The 16,893-nt window shown below is 60.0% G+C and carries 15 protein-coding genes, 1 tRNA gene and 1 pseudogene; 8 read left to right on the top strand and 9 right to left on the bottom strand.

The features are described from left to right. Positions 1-14: 14 nt before the first annotated feature. From ROSMUC_RS18980 to ROSMUC_RS18965, 4 genes are all read right to left on the bottom strand, one after another. Positions 15-668, bottom strand: a complete 654-nt coding sequence (locus ROSMUC_RS18980) for a hypothetical protein (protein ID WP_037276305.1) — start codon at positions 666-668, stop codon at positions 15-17. Further along, entirely contained in the window at positions 665-2,071 is a 1,407-nt protein-coding gene (locus tag ROSMUC_RS18975) for a plasmid recombination protein (RefSeq protein WP_037276304.1), read from the bottom strand. The genes ROSMUC_RS18980 and ROSMUC_RS18975 overlap by 4 nt, the downstream gene beginning before the upstream one ends. 237 nt (positions 2,072-2,308) lie before the next feature. Further along, on the bottom strand, positions 2,309-3,409 hold the full coding sequence (locus ROSMUC_RS18970; protein ID WP_102106029.1) for a helix-turn-helix domain-containing protein: 1,101 nt from the start codon (positions 3,407-3,409) through the stop codon (positions 2,309-2,311). 278 nt (positions 3,410-3,687) lie between these two features. Continuing rightward, a tRNA-Arg gene (locus ROSMUC_RS18965) sits at positions 3,688-3,764 on the bottom strand. A gap of 148 nt (positions 3,765-3,912) precedes the next feature. On the opposite strand from ROSMUC_RS18965, the gene ROSMUC_RS18960 reads away from it, so the two are divergent. The 5 genes and pseudogenes from ROSMUC_RS18960 (at position 3,913) to pnp (ending at position 9,809) form a co-directional block, all read left to right on the top strand. Next, positions 3,913-4,938, top strand: coding sequence for a LacI family DNA-binding transcriptional regulator (locus tag ROSMUC_RS18960; protein WP_037276865.1), 1,026 nt, complete (start codon positions 3,913-3,915; stop codon positions 4,936-4,938). A 99-nt stretch (positions 4,939-5,037) separates the two neighbouring features. Further along, a pseudogene (locus tag ROSMUC_RS18955) lies at positions 5,038-5,994 on the top strand (NAD(P)-dependent oxidoreductase); the annotation flags it as partial. 90 nt (positions 5,995-6,084) lie between these two features. Beyond that, complete coding sequence (locus tag ROSMUC_RS18950) at positions 6,085-7,071, top strand: calcium-binding protein (RefSeq protein ID WP_245875241.1); 987 nt, start codon at positions 6,085-6,087, stop codon at positions 7,069-7,071. A gap of 155 nt (positions 7,072-7,226) precedes the next feature. Continuing rightward, positions 7,227-7,496 (top strand): 30S ribosomal protein S15, encoded by a 270-nt coding sequence (rpsO, locus tag ROSMUC_RS18945; RefSeq protein WP_037276298.1) that lies wholly within the window; start codon positions 7,227-7,229, stop codon positions 7,494-7,496. Positions 7,497-7,667: 171 nt separating this feature from the next. Continuing rightward, on the top strand, positions 7,668-9,809 hold the full coding sequence (pnp, locus tag ROSMUC_RS18940; RefSeq protein ID WP_037276863.1) for a polyribonucleotide nucleotidyltransferase: 2,142 nt from the start codon (positions 7,668-7,670) through the stop codon (positions 9,807-9,809). A gap of 314 nt (positions 9,810-10,123) precedes the next feature. On the opposite strand, the gene ROSMUC_RS18935 is transcribed toward pnp, so the two are convergent. Then, positions 10,124-10,642 (bottom strand): glutathione peroxidase, encoded by a 519-nt coding sequence (locus tag ROSMUC_RS18935; protein ID WP_037276295.1) that lies wholly within the window; start codon positions 10,640-10,642, stop codon positions 10,124-10,126. A gap of 119 nt (positions 10,643-10,761) precedes the next feature. Here ROSMUC_RS18935 and msrB point away from each other — a divergent pair, with 119 nt between their 5' ends. From msrB to ROSMUC_RS18920, 3 genes are read left to right on the top strand one after another with little or no spacing between them, the layout of a single operon-like run. After that, the gene (msrB, locus tag ROSMUC_RS18930) at positions 10,762-11,211 is read left to right on the top strand and encodes a peptide-methionine (R)-S-oxide reductase MsrB (protein WP_037276862.1); all 450 of its coding nucleotides are present in this window, start codon (positions 10,762-10,764) and stop codon (positions 11,209-11,211) included. Beyond that, positions 11,208-11,720 (top strand): peptide-methionine (S)-S-oxide reductase MsrA, encoded by a 513-nt coding sequence (gene msrA, locus ROSMUC_RS18925; protein WP_037276292.1) that lies wholly within the window; start codon positions 11,208-11,210, stop codon positions 11,718-11,720. Before msrB ends, msrA begins: the two co-directional genes overlap by 4 nt. A 30-nt stretch (positions 11,721-11,750) precedes the next feature. After that, positions 11,751-12,671: a DMT family transporter gene (locus tag ROSMUC_RS18920; RefSeq protein ID WP_037276290.1), complete on the top strand. Its 921-nt coding sequence runs from the start codon at positions 11,751-11,753 to the stop codon at positions 12,669-12,671. Between the two features lies 1 nt (position 12,672). Here ROSMUC_RS18920 and ROSMUC_RS18915 read toward each other — a convergent pair whose 3' ends face one another. The 4 genes from ROSMUC_RS18915 to ROSMUC_RS18900 are packed head-to-tail and all read right to left on the bottom strand — an operon-like array spanning position 12,673 to position 16,826. Beyond that, positions 12,673-13,998 (bottom strand): NAD(P)/FAD-dependent oxidoreductase, encoded by a 1,326-nt coding sequence (locus tag ROSMUC_RS18915; RefSeq protein ID WP_037276287.1) that lies wholly within the window; start codon positions 13,996-13,998, stop codon positions 12,673-12,675. Next, positions 13,995-14,810, bottom strand: coding sequence for an ABC transporter permease (locus tag ROSMUC_RS18910; RefSeq protein WP_037276285.1), 816 nt, complete (start codon positions 14,808-14,810; stop codon positions 13,995-13,997). Before ROSMUC_RS18910 ends, ROSMUC_RS18915 begins: the two co-directional genes overlap by 4 nt. Next, positions 14,807-15,697 (bottom strand): ABC transporter permease subunit, encoded by an 891-nt coding sequence (locus ROSMUC_RS18905; RefSeq protein WP_037276278.1) that lies wholly within the window; start codon positions 15,695-15,697, stop codon positions 14,807-14,809. The genes ROSMUC_RS18910 and ROSMUC_RS18905 overlap by 4 nt, the downstream gene beginning before the upstream one ends. Before the next feature lie 4 nt (positions 15,698-15,701). Next, complete coding sequence (locus tag ROSMUC_RS18900) at positions 15,702-16,826, bottom strand: ABC transporter ATP-binding protein (RefSeq protein ID WP_037276275.1); 1,125 nt, start codon at positions 16,824-16,826, stop codon at positions 15,702-15,704. Between the last annotated feature and the right edge of the window lie 67 nt (positions 16,827-16,893).

The following is a 16,893-nucleotide window of genomic DNA, read 5'->3' as shown; positions in this document are numbered from 1 at the left end:
TCCGACCGAGATAATTAGTTTCTCACCACCCGAAACATTCGCCCGTTGTAGCGGGCGATATCCGACAGACCGGGGGCACTCCAGCGGGTGATGGCCTCGCCTTGCGGCACCACGATCACCACGCGATCACGATAGGGCACCAGATCGAAACCGATTTGTCGCCGCAGTTCCGCAAAGCGTTCAAGATCAGCGCGAGCGGTATCACGGTCGGCACCGAGCTGCGCCAAATCGGCACCCATCGCTTCGATTTCAGCGGAAAGAGCGGCCTCACGGCTTGCCAGCCGATCTGAGAGAGCCTGTAAAGCGGCTTCGCCTTCGGCCCGCGCCTCGGCAATCTTTTGGGCGTTCTCGGTGCGAATGCGAGTGGCCTCGGTTTGTGCTGCGCCGACCAAGCGGCTGGCGACTGCTCCGGTCAGCGCCATAACCAAAGCCGCCACGAGGGCAACCAGAACGACACCAATAGTGACCCGGCGGCGAAGGCCAGCGATCCGGTGGCTATCGCTTTCGACAGCCTCCGACAGCGTTTGCCGGGCGGCGTCCAGGTCCGCGAGCTTGTTCTGGGCCTCGGCCAACCCCTCTCTCAACTTCGCAAAATCATCCGCCGCCGTGGTGAGGGCTTCTGCTTTTTGCCGCCGTATCTTCGCAAGGCGTGCGTCAAGTTCATTCATGGCTGGTTGCCCGGCTCTTGGCTAAACGCTGCCTTCACTGGTTCTGCAATCTGTTCGGACACCACCTCTTGTTCCGAGGGTGAAAGCTGTTCGGTGATTTTCGTCCAGGCGTCGTACAAAACCCTCATTGTGTCTTTGATCAACTCGAACAGGTCGAGTTTTCTCGCCCGTTCCCGAAGACCATCATCCCGGATGATCCAGACTCTCGGATCGTCGGGGCGCGGACGCACCGAACCATCGAGAACTCCGAAAAACAGCTCCAAAACAACGCGCGCGGCCTCTTGCGCAGCTTCGCGCAGCGCATCGGCCCGATCCTGGTTGATCTGTGCCTGTGCATCACGCAGGCAGCGGGCTTCCCGTTCGGCCTCCTGCCGGGCGCGGTGAAGATCGGCGCGTTCCGCCTCGCGCTGTTGCCTATGCAGAGCCTCAAGCTCCTCCTGCTTTTGGTTAAGCTGCTGCTGGATATGAGCGCCGGCATTCTGCGCATCCAATGCAGCCTGCTGGCGCAGACGCTGCGCCTCGGCACGATCCGCTTCCGCCTCTTCCAACGCCTGATCCGCCAGATCGAGCTTTTCCGCGACCTCATCGGCCTTGACGGCAAGCGACCGCTCCAGACCGTCTTCCGCGTCAACGACATCTTCCAGCCGCCCGTCGATTTCCTGGCTGATCCGGGCCGTCAGCTTTGCTGCATCCTTCCGCGCCTTCCATTGCTGGCGGCTGAGGCGTTCGCGTTTTGGCCCGGTTCGGGTCAAACCACAGGCCAGACTGACGTGCTCATAGTAGTGGTCCTGCAATTCACGCGCCCTCGCGCGATAGGCGGCATTGCCAAGCTTCAAAGCGGCCTTGTCATCATGACCGGCGGAACGGGCAACCTCCATCGCCTCCTCCTTGGCTTGCCAAGCAGGATTGAGCTGGCGCGCCGAGCAGGTCGGATCGTCGAGCGGCAGGATATAGGCGTGAATGTGCGGGTGCTTTTCGTCCCAATGCTCGATCACGGACACCAGCTTGTCGCCAAACCGCGCCTTGAGCCAGGCAAGGTTGTGCTCCCGCCAGCGCTCGTAATCGGCGCGGGCGTCGGGTTTCGTGTTCACAAGATCGGTCGGCAAGGGATGCGATGCGACAGCCGTCAGCAAAGTGTGCCGGTCCTTGCGGATACCGCGCCGAGCCGTTCGGCCATCCTTCAGGGTGACTTCGACGCCGCCAGCCGCGACCATCTCGTCGTGAAGCCTGCGGACCTCATCTGCGGTCACGCCATAGACGAGAGACGGCGGGCGTGGATCGGCCACATGCTTGCTGTATTCAGGTGCACGGGAGGCCTCGGCGAGCACCTGTTCGACAGACTGCCCGCGCTCATTGGCTTTGCGTGCATAGGACTGAAGGTGCATGAATTGGGGACCGGACATCACAGCCCCCCAGTTTGAAAAGAAACACAATATGGACCGACTATTGAGTTGTAAACAACTCGCCGGTCAGGGCGCTGCACCCCTGAACCCCGCCAAGCGGCTGCGCCGCCGGTCCCGCGGGGACCGAAGCCGCCAGCGGCGGCTGCAACCCCAGCCCGCGCCAGCCGTGTGGTGGGCGCGCGGTCTGATGTTGCAAAGGGAGCTTTGTGTGAAGCGGGGACCTTTGGACGCGACATATCAAGCGCCATTTCTCTGCCCTCCCGCATTACCGATCAGTTCCCCGAGCAGGCTGTTAATGACAGCGCCCTGACGCGCTTCTGATCGTACCATACCGATGAACGCGGCGGCGGCATCCCGAACCCGATAGCCATCCAGACGTTCAGAGTTGCGATCCGCGATCATGAGGCACAGCGCCGTCCGTTCCTCCCCCAACATTCCGCATTGTCGTTGCCAGACGTCGGACTTTATCTCTAGCTGATCGGCCCGATCCCTTGCGGCCATCTGGATTGTTCTCCAACTCAGCAGGCCACGGTTGTCCACGGCGCTCCAGTACAATTCGATCAGTTCCTGAAACGGCTTGCTGGCCAGCAACGCCACTTGGGCAGGCGTTGTGCGGACCGGCTGAGTATCGCGCTGTATCGCGACCCTACAGGTTTTATTGATATTTTCTTTACTTGTATTGAGTGCGGGTGAAATGTCGCACTGGTGGGACTTTTCACCCCTACTGACTTCCGCAGAAAAATCTTCCCAGACCGCTTCCAGAGCTTCGGTCACTTGTTTCAGTCGCTCGAAGTTATGAATGGTCGACGGTCTGCGGTTTGGCAGGATTTCCTCGGCGGCCTCCATCGCGCCATCTGAGCCCAACCTGCGAAGGTCCCCAAAAAGCTTTTTGATCCGAATGCGAAGGCGCTCTGCCTCCTCCTTTTCAAAGGCCGCCTTTCGAGCAGCAGCCTGAATCTCAGCGACACGCACAATTAGGGGCGCAAGGTTGATCCCGAATTCATGGCCGACTTTGCCGTCTCTTCGGGAACCAGCACGCCGACTGTGGTCTGACGCCGTTTTTGCCAGTAGCCTCCGCTCGACCAGATCAGCCTCAATGCGCGCGACCTGTCGTCTGTCCAGTTCCGCCTGCGCCGCAATTTTTGTGACCGAGGTCCAGAAGCTGCAAATGTTTCCAGCAAGGAAATCCTCGTCCATCGTGCGCGAGATCGCGACTTTCAGATAGGCGATAGCACCTTTGCTGAGACCAAGCTGCCGCCGGGCGCTCTCTATCAATCCGAAGAACTCCCAGCGCGTCATACCATCCGGCAAACCGCCATGTGTGAGGTGCTGCGTCATGACCGCACCTCTTTTCTGGACGGCATCTCTCTGGTGATGCTATAAGCGTAGGGAAAGTCGGATACTTTCACTTGAACTTCGACCCCGGTTTCGGTTGCCGCCGAGCCGGGGTTTTCATTTGGCCTGCACCGGGCAGTGAATGCGCGATGAGCGGCAGCTTGTACAGGTTTTGTACAGGCGAAGGCCGGATTCCGTGCGAAACGGACCGAATAATCATGCAAACTGCTGCATGAAGCTCCAAGGTAAATCTGACAGTCATTTGATTTTAAATAATAATTTGGTGACCCCGGCAGGATTCGAACCTGCAACCTGCCCCTTAGGAGGGGGCTGCTCTATCCTGTTGAGCCACGGGGCCACGCGGGCACCTGATTAGCGCGGGTAGGGGCGTTTGTCATCGTCCGATTTCCGCGCCGCGACGTTTTGAAGTGGATTCGCGCAGGCAGCTTGATCCTGCGACGGTGTTCGCGGTAACAAAGGTTCAGGACCTTGTGGACAATCCCCCCGTGACCCAGCATGACAGACACCCCCTGACCCTGCGCGACGTGTCCGAGGCCGCAGGCGTGTCCGAGATGACGGTCAGCCGGGTTCTGCGCAACAAGGGCGATGTATCGGATGGCACACGCCAGCGCGTGCTCGAGGCGGCCAAGCGGCTCGGCTATGTGCCCAACAAGATCGCGGGTGCCTTGGCCAGTCAGCGGGTCAATCTGGTGGCCGTGATCATCCCCTCGATGTCGAACATGGTGTTTCCCGAGGTGATGACCGGCATCAGCCGGGTGCTCGAGGAAACCGAGTTGCAGCCCGTGGTGGGGCTTACGGGATATCGGCCTGAGAAAGAGGAAAAGGTCCTCTACGAGATGCTCTCATGGCGACCCTCTGGCGTGATAATCGCGGGGCTGGAACATTCGGATGCCAGCCGCGCCATGCTGCGCGCCAGCGGCATCCCCGTGGTCGAGATCATGGATGTGGACGGCACGCCCATCGACTCGGTCGTGGGAATTTCGCACAGGCGCGCCGGGCAGCAAATGGCGCAGGCGATCATCAAGGCCGGCTATCGGCGGATCGGGTTCATGGGCACCAAGATGCCGCTGGATCACCGGGCGCGCAAACGGTTCGAGGGCTTTACCGAGGCGCTGGCCAAGGCCGGGATCGAGATGGCGGATCATGAATTCTATTCCGGCGGTTCGGCGCTTCTCAAGGGGCGCGAAATGACCGCCGAGATGCTGCGGCGCACGCCGGATCTCGATTTCCTCTACTACTCCAACGACATGATCGGGGCGGGTGGGCTTCTCTACCTTCTCGAGCAGGGCATCGACATTCCCAAAGATATGGGGCTTGCGGGTTTCAACGGCGTCGAGCTTCTGGAAGGTTTGCCGCGGGCCCTTGCAACGATGGACGCCTGCCGTCTGGAAATCGGACGGCGCGCCGCCGAGATCATAGCCGCCCGCGCGGCCAATCCCGACGACAGCGCGCCGGTGCGCGTCACGCTAGAGCCAACGCTGAGCCTTGGCGACACATTGCGGCGACGCTGACCATCTTTTCCCCAATGCTGTCGCAAATGGCTTTGCAATTCGGAACAGAATCGCAAAAGTCTGCGCGGAGTCGCCCAGTGAGAGGCGCAGGGAGAGGAATTAAAAGACATGAAAATTGGTTTCATCGGGCTAGGCAATGTGGGCGGCAAACTTTCGGGCAGTCTGCTGCGCAATGGCCATGATCTGACGGTGCACGACCTGAACGGCGACTTGGTCGCCGACTTTGTCGCGCGCGGGGCCAAAGCGGCCACAAGCCCGGCACAGATGATGCGCGATTGCGACGTGGTGATCACCTGCCTGCCCTCGCCTGCCGCGTCCGATGCCGTCATGCAACAGATGCTGCCCGAGGTCGGGCCCGGCAAGATCTGGATGGAAATGTCCACCACCGATGCAGATGAGATCCGCCGTCTGGGCGGGCTCGTGATCGCAGCGGGCGGGGCGGCGGTGGATTGCCCCGTGTCGGGTGGCTGCCATCGGGCGGATACCGGCAATATCTCGATCTTCGCGGGCTGCGACCGGGCCACGTTCGAGCGGATTCTGCCGCTGCTCAAGACCTTGGGTCGGCGGCTCTTGCACACCGGAGAGATCGGCAGCGCCTCTTTGCTCAAGGTGATGACCAACTATCTCGCCACCGCCAATCTGCTGACGCTCTGCGAGGCTATGGTGACGATGAAGGGGGCGGGGCTTGACCTCGCGACAACCTACGAGGCGATCAAGATCAGTTCCGGCAATTCCTTTGTGCATGAGACCGAAAGCCAAGTCATTCTGAACGGAAGCCGCGACATCAGTTTTACGATGGATCTGGTGAAAAAGGATATCGGCCTCTTCCAGAAGATCGCCGACGACGCAGGCGTGCCGCTGGAAATTTCGCCGCTGATGATCTCGATCTTCGACGATGGCATCCGGCGCTATGGCGAGCGCGCGCAGTCCGATGACATCATCAAACGGCTGGAAGAGGCGACCGGCCTCGACATTCGCGCGCCGGGATTTCCGGCCGAAATGGTGGATGATGAGCCCGAGGAACAGGGTTATGAGGTGGTCCCGCCGGGCCGCTAAGGCGTTAACCACAGAGTTCATAAGCAATTGCCAGTTCGGTGCGCCGGGCGTCTAATCATCGCGGGTCAATGTGAGTGGCGTGCGATGTTGATGTTTGCGGGTCTTCTGGGGATGGTTGCTGTCGGCGCGGCGGCATTTGTGGGTTTACAGCCTGTGTCCGAGGAAACCGAGGATCACGGCGCAGAGGCACAAGAGACTGACGAAGCGCCGGATCTGCTGGAAACCGTGATCGGGCCAAATGCCCCCGCGGGCGAAGGGGAAATCATAAGCGGGACACCCCAGTCAGAGACCCTGACCGGAACCGCCCTAGACGATCAGATCAACGGCTCGGGTGCGCAGGACACTATTTCCGGCGGCGCCGGGGATGACATCTTGCTTGGCGGCGAGGACGATGATCTCGTGTCCGGCGATATCGGCGATGATGTGCTGCACGGCGGAAACGGGGCGGATTCCCTTTTCGGCGGCGCGGGCGCAGATACCCTCTTTGGCCACAATGGCCATGATGATCTATCTGGCGGCGAAGGCAATGACAGCGTGGTCGGCAGCGCCGGCAACGATCTCTTGCGCGGGGGTGCGGGCGACGATGCGCTGCATGGCGACATCGGCGATGACACGCTGCACGGGGGTCCGGGGCGCGACACCCTCTGGGGTGGATGGGGCGACGATGTGATCCTGGGCCTGCGCGATGATCCGGCAACAAGCACGCTCGACGATACGGATGGCGGGGATTTCCTTAATGGCGGCGGAGGGGATGATGTGATCCTTGCAGGCCAAGGTGATCTGGTCGATTCCGGATCGGGCAGCGACACTGTGATGATAGGGGATTGGATCACAGATGGTCAGGCGGCAAAAATTCTCGATTTCCACCCCGAAGAGGATCGACTGTTTGTGTTTTATGAGGCTCAGGCGGGGGTTGAGCCGAACCTGACGCTTGAACGCGGACCTGAGGGTGAAACGGCGCAAGCGCTGCTACTGAACGGGGTGCAGATTGCCACGATTGGCAATGCCACAGGCCTCACGCTGGACCATATCGCGCTCTTTCCACGCGAGGCTCTGCCGGTGATCCGCGGTCTCTAGCCGCAGACGCGCGGGGCGTCGCGATTCACGCTTTCCATTTCAGGGTTTTTCCCCTATACGCGCGTATCCTTTGGGCATGGTCCCAAGGGTATTCCATGGACCTTGCTGGACGACATCCCGGCTTGTGCCCGACACTTTTATGCAAGGAGACCCCGATGTCGATTACTGCTGCAGAAAAAGAACGCGTTATCAAGGAATTCGCAACCAAAGAAGGCGACACCGGTTCGCCCGAAGTGCAGATTGCGATCCTGACCTCGCGGATCACCACGCTAACCGAGCATTTCAAGACCCACAAGAAAGACAACCACGGTCGTCGTGGTCTCTTGATGATGGTCGCACAGCGCCGCAAACTGTTGGACTACCTCAAGGGCAAGAATGAGGCCCGTTATCAGGACCTCATCAAGCGCCTCGGCATCCGCCGCTAAGACAAAATACCGCGCCTCCAAAAGGGCGCGGTTTTCGTATGATCCGATTGCTGTCCCGGTCCGGCTTTGCCGGGAATGCAGGATGAAGAACCAAAAGCCGCGGGGCAATGCGGCCCCGGATGCAAATGGGCCCGACGGGATACGCCCGGACCGGCCAACTTAGGAAACGTGATGTTCAAAGAGACGAAAAAATCGATGCAGTGGGGGGAGGAAACCCTCACTCTGGAAACTGGCAAAATCGCCCGTCAGGCGGACGGGACGGTTATTGCCACGCTTGGCGAGACCTCGGTCATGGCCAACGTAACCTTTGCCAAAGAGGCAAAACCCGGTCAGGATTTCTTTCCGCTGACCGTGCATTATCAAGAGAAATACTATGCCGCAGGCAAGGTGCCCGGCGGCTTCTTCAAGCGTGAGGCACGGCCCTCTGAGAAAGAGACACTGACCGCGCGCCTGATCGACCGCCCGATCCGCCCACTGTTCGTGCCGGGCTTCAAACATGAAACGCTGGTGATGTGCACTGTGCTCAGTCACGATCTGGTGAATGACCCTGATATCGTAGCGCTGATCGCAACCTCTGCAGCCCTGACAATTTCGGGCGCGCCGTTCATGGGTCCAATCGCAGGGTGCCGCGTGGGTTTTGTGGATGGGGAATACATCCTCAACCCCGAGATCGACGACATGCACGATCTGCGCAACAACCCCGAGCAGCGTCTTGATCTGGTTGTGGCCGGCACCAAAGACGCCGTGATGATGGTGGAATCCGAAGCTTACGAGCTGACCGAAGAGGAAATGCTGGGCGCTGTCACCTTTGCGCATGAGCAGATCAAGCCGGTCTGTGATCTGATCATTTCGCTGGCTGAAGAATGTGCCAAAGAGCCGTTCAATTTCACCCCGCCAGATTACTCTGATCTCTATGCAGCCGTGAAAGCGGCCGGTGAAGAGCAGATGCGTGCCGCTTTTGCCATTCGCGACAAGCAGGAACGCACCCATGCGATTTCCGCAGCCCGCGAGGCCATCAAGGCCAAGCTGAGCGAAGAGCAACTGGCAGACGAAAACCTCGGTTCGGCGTTCAAGAAGCTGGAATCGGCGGTTCTGCGGGGCGATGTGGTCAAGAATGGCAACCGGATCGACGGGCGTCGTCTGGACGAGATTCGCCCCATCGTCTGCGAAACCGGCCTTCTGCCGCGCACCCATGGGTCGTCGCTGTTCACACGCGGCGAAACGCAGGCACTGGTCGTAACCACGCTTGGCACCGGCGATGACGAACAGTTCATCGACGCGCTGCACGGGAATTTCAAATCGAACTTCCTGCTACACTACAACTTCCCTCCCTATTCGGTGGGCGAAGCCGGACGCGTTGGCGCTCCGGGGCGCCGTGAAATCGGCCATGGCAAGCTTGCTTGGCGCGCGCTTCAGGCGGTTCTGCCGCCCGCGACCGATTTCCCCTACACGGTTCGTCTGGTGTCCGAAATCACCGAATCGAACGGGTCATCGTCTATGGCGTCGGTCTGTGGCGGGTCGCTGTCGATGATGGATGCTGGTGTGCCGCTCAAGACCTCAGTCGCTGGTGTGGCCATGGGCCTCGTGCTCGAAGAAGACGGCTCTTTTGCGATCCTGTCGGATATTCTGGGCGATGAAGATCACCTGGGCGACATGGATTTCAAGGTGGCTGGCACCGCCGAGGGCATCACCTCGCTCCAGATGGACATCAAGGTTGCGGGCATCACGCCCGAGATCATGAAAAAGGCGCTGGAACAGGCCAAGGCCGGTCGTCTGCACATCCTTGGTGAGATGAACAAGGCGCTGTCGGGTGCGGCAGAGTTCAGCATTCACGCACCGCGCATCGAGACCATGCAGATTCCCACCGACAAGATCCGCGAAGTCATCGGGTCGGGCGGCAAGGTGATCCGCGAGATCGTCGAAGTGTCCGGGGCCAAGGTCGACATCAACGACGAGGGCATCATCAAGATCGCCTCTCCGAACGGTGAGTCGATCAAAAAGGCCTATGACATGATCTGGTCGATCGTGGCAGAGCCGGAAGAAGGCAAGATCTATGACGGCAAGGTCGTCAAGCTCGTGGATTTCGGTGCTTTCGTCAATTTCTTTGGCAAACGCGACGGTCTGGTGCATGTCAGCCAGATCGAGAACCGCCGCCTGAACCACCCGAGCGACGTGCTCAAGGAAGGTCAGGACGTGAAGGTCAAGCTCCTGGGCTTTGACGATCGCGGCAAGGTGCGCCTGTCGATGAAGGTGGTCGATCAGGTGACCGGCGAAGAAATCGTGCCCGAGAAGGGCGACAAAGAAGCCGAATAAGGCTTCTTTAGAGGAGAAAAGAGGCCCCGGCGGAAACGCCGGGGCTTTTTTCATGACTGCGGACTAGATGGCCCGCAGAGGTAAGGTTTCCCTTACGGTTCGCGCTCCGCGGTTATTCCCCGTGAAAGACGCCGGTTCTTCTGCGAAATATATCCGTGTGGATAGGTATACTTGTTCTCCAGACTCTGTTTCTTGGTAATTGGCTGGGCCATCACTCACGTACATGCACGCCAATGCTCGCCCCGGTGGAAACACCGGGGCTTTGCATCTCATCGGTACCGAGAAACAGGAGTACCGCGGCAGGCAAGCCCGCCTCAGTTCAACATCGCTTCGATCTTTTTCGTAATCGCTCCCGCGGTCGGTCGCGTGGTCGAACCCCAAGTGCCTGCGACCTCGCCCTCTGGGGTGATGAGAACTTTGTTGAAGTTCCAGCTGGGCGCAAACCCGGTTTCAGCCAGAACCGAGGCATAGAACGGATGGACCGCGTCGCCCCGTACCGAGGTGATGGTCGTCATCGGAAGGTCGAGCCCGAAATTGACCTCGCAGAATTCCTTGACCTCCGCCTCGCTCGACAGCTCTTGCCGGAAATCGTCCGAGGGCACGGCAAGCACCACCAAACCACGGTCGCGATACGCATCATAGAGCGCCTGAAGCCCTTCATATTGCGGGGTGAAACCGCAGCGCGAGGCGGTATTGACCACGAGCACGGGCTGGCCCACCCAATCCGAGAGCCGGATTTCGCCCCCGTCGATATTGCCAAAGGGCGCATCAAGATCGAGCGCCAAGGCCGGTACCGCGAAGACGCTCGCAAACAAGATAGCGATGAACCGCATGGTATCCTCCTGTTTTTATGTAATACGCGATCTTGTGATCACCGGATCACCGCGCCCCTATTTGATTTTTCCACCGCCGATCCATCTGATAGCATGTGACCATCACAGGAGGCGCAGACGTGACCCAATATCACAAGACGCCGGAAAAAATCGCGGCTCTCAGCCCCGAGGAATTCCGGGTAACTCAGAGGAACGGGACAGAGCATCCCGGCACCGGCAAATACCTGCACAACAAGGAGCCGGGGATTTACGTGGATATCGTCAGCGGAGAGCCGCTCTTTGCAAGTTCGGACAAATACGAATCCGGCTGCGGCTGGCCCAGTTTCACCAAGCCGCTAGAACCCGCGCATGTGAAGGAGTTGCACGATTTCACCCTTGGCATGATCCGGACCGAAGTGCGCAGCGCGCATGGGGACAGCCATCTGGGGCATGTCTTTCCGGACGGGCCGCGTGATCGGGGCGGCCTGCGCTATTGCATCAACTCGGCAAGCCTGCGATTCATTCATCGCGACGACATGGAAGCAGAGGGATACGCAGCGTATCTCGATCAGGTGGAGGATGTGACATGAGCGAACGCGCCGTTCTGGCGGGGGGATGTTTCTGGGGCATGCAGGATCTGATCCGCAAGCTGCCGGGCGTGATCTCGACCCGCGTGGGGTATACCGGCGGCGATGTGGCAAATGCCACCTATCGCAATCATGGGACCCATGCCGAGGGGATCGAGATCTTCTTTGATCCGGCGCGCATCAGCTATCGGCGGCTCCTCGAATTCTTTTTCCAGATCCATGATCCGACCACAGTGAACCGGCAGGGCAATGACATCGGTCTCAGCTATCGCTCGGCGATCTATTATTGCGACGACGCGCAAAAAGCCGAAGCGCTGCGCACCATTGCCGATGTCGAGGCCAGCGGTCTGTGGCCCGGCAAGGTCGTGACCGAGGTCGAGCCGGTCGGGGATTTCTGGGAAGCAGAGCCCGAGCATCAGGATTATCTCAAGCGGTTCCCGCAGGGCTATACCTGCCACTTTCCGCGCGCCGATTGGGTGCTGCCGCGCAAGGCCGCAGAAACCGACGCCTGACATCGAACAGAGGGCGTAGGAGCCAAGACCATGCGCCCTCTGACGGGAATATCGCTCAAGCTCATTTCGGTGACGCTCTTCATCACCATGTCATCGCTGATCAAGGCCACGGCGGCGCATGTGCCGCCGGGCGAGGCGGTGTTCTTCCGCTCGTTCTTTGCCATTCCGGTGATCCTCTTGTGGCTGGCGCTGCGCGGGGACCTGCGCACCGGGCTCAAGGCCACCTCGCCGCTCAATCATTTCTGGCGTGGGTTCGTCGGCACGGCGGCCATGGGCCTTGGCTTTGCCGCTTTGGGGATGCTGCCCCTGCCCGAGGTGACGGCACTTGGCTATGCGGCGCCGCTCCTGGTGGTGATCTTTGCCGCGATGTTTCTCAACGAGCAGGTCGGCGTTGTGCGCATCGGCGCGGTGGCGCTCGGGCTTGGTGGGGTGCTCATCGTTCTGGCACCGCGCCTGACGGCGCTCAGCGGTCCGACAGTGGAAACCATGCAGGCGGTTGGCGCGATGCTGGCCCTCACGGGGGCGATCTGCGCAGCACTTGCACAAATTTACGTGCGCAAGCTGGTCCAAACCGAGGAAACCAGCGCAATCGTGTTCTACTTCTCGATCACTTCGACGCTTCTGTCACTCCTGACGATCCCGTTCGGCTGGGTCATACCCTCGGGGCCCGAATTCGGCCTGCTTGTCATGGCGGGGCTTTTGGGCGGGCTTGGACAGATTTTTCTGACCTCCTCCTACCGCTTTGCGGATGCCAGCGTGGTGGCCCCATTCGATTATGCCTCGATCCTCTTTGCGCTTGGCATCGGCTATTTCATCTTTGACGAGGTGCCGACGCGCGCCATGCTGACGGGCGCATCTCTGGTCATTCTGGCGGGAATTCTCATCATCTTGCGCGAACGGCAATTGGGCATAAGGCGGAACAAGGCGCGCTCTGCCCGCACGCCCGAATGACTCAGCCGCCGGTCAGTGTGGCCAAGGCATAGGGCGGCCAGAGCATCGCACGCCGGAACCGTCCCAGTGGCCATTTGCGCGGCGGTTTGCGCATGATCTCGGGATAGAGCGCGCGCGGACTCCGGTCCATCGCCAGATCGGCAAGGATCCCCCCGGCATAGCTCGCCATCGCCACGCCATTGCCGTGATAGGACAGGCCGGTAAAGGCCCCCGGCATATCCGGGATCGGCCCGGCATAGGGTGTCAGATCAGGCGCAAGCGAAAGCAGGCCATTCCAGCTATGCGGCGTTTCGACATGCACCCAGGCGGGAAACATCGCCTCGAAATGCCGCCGGATGGTGCGGTGCATCCGGGCATCGAACCCGGGCGAGCTGAAGAGCCCCCCGCGCATGCCAAAGAGCATGCGATTGTCGGGCATCAGGCGAAAATAATGCAGGAAGAAGCGATCGTCATAACACATCTGCCGCGTGGTCCAGCCTTGGGCCGCCAGTTCATCTTCGGTCAGGGGGCGGGTGACGATGACGTTCGATTGCGTCGGAATATAGCGCGCGCGCATCCACCCGGGCAGGTCATCCGAGGAATAGCCATTGGTGGCCACGATCAGGCGGCGGGCGGTGATGCGGGCCTGCGGCGTGGTGAGGGCAAAACCTCTGGTCTGGCTGATGCTGGTCACGCGTGAATGGGCATAAATACGCGCACCGGCGCGCCTTGCGGCATCGGCCAGACCAAGCGTGTATTTGAACGGATTGAGCGCCACCCCGAGGGGCGTGGTGAGCGCCGCGTAAAACGGCCCCTTCATCCCCATCTGGGTTAGCTCGGAACCGGGAATGAACCTGGGCGTAACCCCGTAATCGGCCTTGATCCGCGCGGCACGCTCGGCAAAGCCTGCGGCCGCCTTGGGCGTATGCGCCAGCACGGTCTCGCCATCGGAATGGATGTCAGGCACGATCCCATGGGCGTCGATCAGGGCGCGGGTAAAGCGCACAGCCTCACCCTCGCTCTGCCGGTATTCGCGGCGGGCGGGCTCGCCATGCATCTTGCGCAGCATCGTATCCGATGCCGCAGAGCCACCGAGACAGCAAAACCCGCCATTGCGCCCCGAGGCGCCCCAAGCGGGTGTTTCGGCCTCGAACACGCGCACATCCTGCCCCGCCTCGGCCAGATGCAGGGCCGCCGAAAGGCCGGTGAACCCCGCACCGATCACCGCGACATCACAGGTGATTTCCCCCTCTGCGCGCGGGAAATCGGGCATCTCTGCCGTGGTCTGCCAATAGCCGCGCGCTCTTGGCCCCTCGCCATAGGTATGGGCCGGAAAAACGCGACTCATGCGTGCACGGCGGCGCGTTCGTCGGCTTGCTGGCGCAGGGACGCCCGTTTCGTGATCAGCGAGGCAGAGATGACACCGACCGCAACGATCCCGATCATGATCGTCGAGAGCGCGTTGATCTCGGGCGACACCCCAAGGCGAACCGCCGACCAGATCTTGATCGGAAGCGTGGTGGCCGAGGGACCGGCGGTAAAGCTGGCGATCACAAGGTCGTCGAGCGACAGGGTAAAGGCCAAGAGCCAGCCCGAGATCACCGCAGGCGCGATGATCGGCAGGGTGACAAGCCGAAAGGCATCGAAAGGCGAGCACCCCAGATCAAGCGCCGCCTCTTCCAGCGAACGATCAAAGGTCACAAGGCGCGAAGAGACAACGACCGAGACGAAACACATCGAAAAGGTGGTATGCGCGAGAATGATGGTGAAAATCCCGCGATCCAGCCCGATCCCGATGAATAAAAGCAGCAGCGACAGGCCCGTGATCACCTCTGGCATCACCAGGGGCGCATAGATCATGCCGGAAAATAGCGTCCTACCATAGAACCGCCCAGCGCGCACCAGCACCAACGCCGCCATGGTGCCCAGGATCGTGGCAATGGTCGAAGAGGCAACCGCCACCTTGACCGTCACCCAGGCAGCATCGAGAAACGACTGGTTGTTGAACAGTTCGCCATACCATTTGGTCGAGAACCCGGCCCAGACCGTCACCAGCTTGGATTCGTTGAAGCTATAGGTGATCAGAATGATCATCGGCAGGTAGAGGAACGCAAACCCAAGCGTAAGCGACGTGGCATTGAACCATGTGAGCCGTCTCATTCTTCGGCCTCCCGCTGCTTTTGTTCGTTGCGCTGAAAGAGCACGATAGGAATGATCAGGATCAGCAGCAGCACGACCGCCACCGCACTGGCAACCGGCCAATCACGGTTGTTAAAGAACTCTTCCCACAGCACCTTGCCGATCATCAGCGTTTGCGAGCCGCCCAGAAGCGAGGGAATGACAAACTCGCCGATGACCGGGATGAACACCAGAAAACAGCCAGCGATGATGCCGGTTTTCGACAGGGGCACAGTGATCAACCAGAAAGCCGTAAGGCGCGAACAGCCCAGATCTTCGGCCGCTTCCAACAAAGACCCATCCATCCGCTCAAGCGCGGAATAGATCGGCAGGATCATGAACGGCAGATAAGTGTAGACGATACCGATATAGACCGCCGTTGGCGTGTTGAGAATGATCAAGGGCTCGGAAATCACACCGAGTTTCAAAAGCACCTGATTGAGATACCCCTCGGTCGAGAGGATGCCCATCCACGAATAGACGCGGATGAGAAAGCTGGTCCAGAACGGCAGAATCACCAGCATCATCAAGGTTGGGCGCCAGTGATCCGGCGCATTGGCCATGCCATAGGCGATGGGATAGCCCACCAAGAGCGTCAGAAGCGTGGCAAAAAACGCAATCTGAAGCGAGGAAATATAGGATTTCCAATAGAGATCATCGGTGGTCAGAAAGGTGAAGTTCTCGAAATCCAGCGCACTGAAAAACGCCTTGATGCCCTGCCACCCTTGCGAGAAATCCAAGGTAGGTGTGTAGGGCGGAATAGCGGTGGCAATATCGCTCAGGCTGATCTTGATCACGATCAGAAAGGGCACCAGAAAGAGCGCCAGCAGCCAGATGTAGGGCAGGAATATCAGGGCAAAACGGCGCATCCCCCTACCCTTTCAAGAGCACGGCGGCTGTGTCGGTCCACGACAGCCAGACGGTGTCTTCCCAAGTAAAGCCGCGCCGGGACAGGCGGCGTGTATTGGCGGTCTGTGCCTTGATCATCTGACCATTCGGCAAGGCCACGTGATAGGTCGAGAGATTGCCGAGATAGGCAATGTCGATGATCTTGCCCTGCACGGCATTGCGGCGGTCTTCCGGTTTTTCGGCGCTGATCGCCACCTTTTCGGGGCGCAGAGCAATATGGCAGGTCTCGCCGTTTTCAAACGCGGTCTCTGTTTCGGCATAGAGCGGCGTCATGCCCTCGGCATAGCTGATTTCATATCCCTCACCGGATTTGCGCGCGGTGCCGGGGATGATCGTGACCTCGCCGATGAAATCGGCCACATAGACGGAATTGGGCATCTCGTAGATGCGGGCGGGCGTGTCCGCCTGAATGATGCGGCCATTGTCCATCACCGCCACCCGGCTGGCCACGGTCATGGCCTCTTCCTGATCATGGGTCACGATCACAAAGGTGGTGCCGGTTTTCTCTTGTATGTCCATCAGCTCGAACTGGGTCGCCTGACGCAGCTTGGCATCGAGTGCACCAAGCGGCTCGTCGAGCAACAGAAGCTTGGGTGCCTTGGCAAGGCTGCGGGCAAGGGCCACGCGCTGTCGCTGACCACCAGAGATCTGATGCGGCTTGCGCTTGGCGAACTGCTGCAGCCGGGTGAGCTTGAGCATTTCCTCAACGCGCGCGGCGATCTCGTCCTTGGGCTTGCCGTCGCGCTTTAGGCCAAAGGCGATGTTTTCCCAGACCGACAAATGTGGAAACAGCGCATAGGACTGAAACATCATGTTCACAGAGCGCTTGTTGGGGGGGATGGGTGCCAGATCCTGACCAGCAAGCAGGATCTTGCCTTCGGTCGGTTTCTCGAACCCCGCCAGCATCCGCATCATCGTGGTCTTGCCACACCCCGATGGGCCAAGAAGCGCAAAGAACTCGCGCTCGTAGATGTCGAATGTCTGATTGTCGATCGCGGTAAATTCACCAAACCGCTTGGTTACGCCCTTGAATTGGATAAGTGGCTTTGCCTTGGGATCATTCCAAGGCTCGAAAACGACTTGTGCCATACCTGCCCCCGACTGTTTGAGAGTGCCCGCGCAGGGCCTGGCCATGCGCGAGCGATGTGCCTGTTCA

It is taken from the genome of Roseovarius mucosus DSM 17069 (genome assembly GCF_000768555.3).
Lineage (GTDB): Bacteria > Pseudomonadota > Alphaproteobacteria > Rhodobacterales > Rhodobacteraceae > Roseovarius > Roseovarius mucosus.
Note: the sequence above shows the minus strand (reverse complement) of the source record. Positions and strands in the feature narration are given on the sequence as shown.

Coding starts and splice junctions, on each gene's coding strand:
- ROSMUC_RS18980 (WP_037276305.1), bottom strand. CDS start 668: ATGAATGAACTTGACGCACGCCTTGCGAAGATACGGCGGCAAAAAGCA.
- ROSMUC_RS18920 (WP_037276290.1), top strand. CDS start 11,751: ATGCGCCCTCTGACGGGAATATCGCTCAAGCTCATTTCGGTGACGCTC.
- ROSMUC_RS18975 (WP_037276304.1), bottom strand. CDS start 2,071: ATGTCCGGTCCCCAATTCATGCACCTTCAGTCCTATGCACGCAAAGCC.
- ROSMUC_RS18935 (WP_037276295.1), bottom strand. CDS start 10,642: ATGCGGTTCATCGCTATCTTGTTTGCGAGCGTCTTCGCGGTACCGGCC.
- ROSMUC_RS18905 (WP_037276278.1), bottom strand. CDS start 15,697: ATGCGCCGTTTTGCCCTGATATTCCTGCCCTACATCTGGCTGCTGGCG.
- ROSMUC_RS18950 (WP_245875241.1), top strand. CDS start 6,085: ATGTTTGCGGGTCTTCTGGGGATGGTTGCTGTCGGCGCGGCGGCATTT.
- msrA (WP_037276292.1), top strand. CDS start 11,208: ATGAGCGAACGCGCCGTTCTGGCGGGGGGATGTTTCTGGGGCATGCAG.
- rpsO (WP_037276298.1), top strand. CDS start 7,227: ATGTCGATTACTGCTGCAGAAAAAGAACGCGTTATCAAGGAATTCGCA.
- ROSMUC_RS18910 (WP_037276285.1), bottom strand. CDS start 14,810: ATGAGACGGCTCACATGGTTCAATGCCACGTCGCTTACGCTTGGGTTT.
- ROSMUC_RS18900 (WP_037276275.1), bottom strand. CDS start 16,826: ATGGCACAAGTCGTTTTCGAGCCTTGGAATGATCCCAAGGCAAAGCCA.
- pnp (WP_037276863.1), top strand. CDS start 7,668: ATGTTCAAAGAGACGAAAAAATCGATGCAGTGGGGGGAGGAAACCCTC.
- ROSMUC_RS18915 (WP_037276287.1), bottom strand. CDS start 13,998: ATGAGTCGCGTTTTTCCGGCCCATACCTATGGCGAGGGGCCAAGAGCG.
- ROSMUC_RS18970 (WP_102106029.1), bottom strand. CDS start 3,409: ATGACGCAGCACCTCACACATGGCGGTTTGCCGGATGGTATGACGCGC.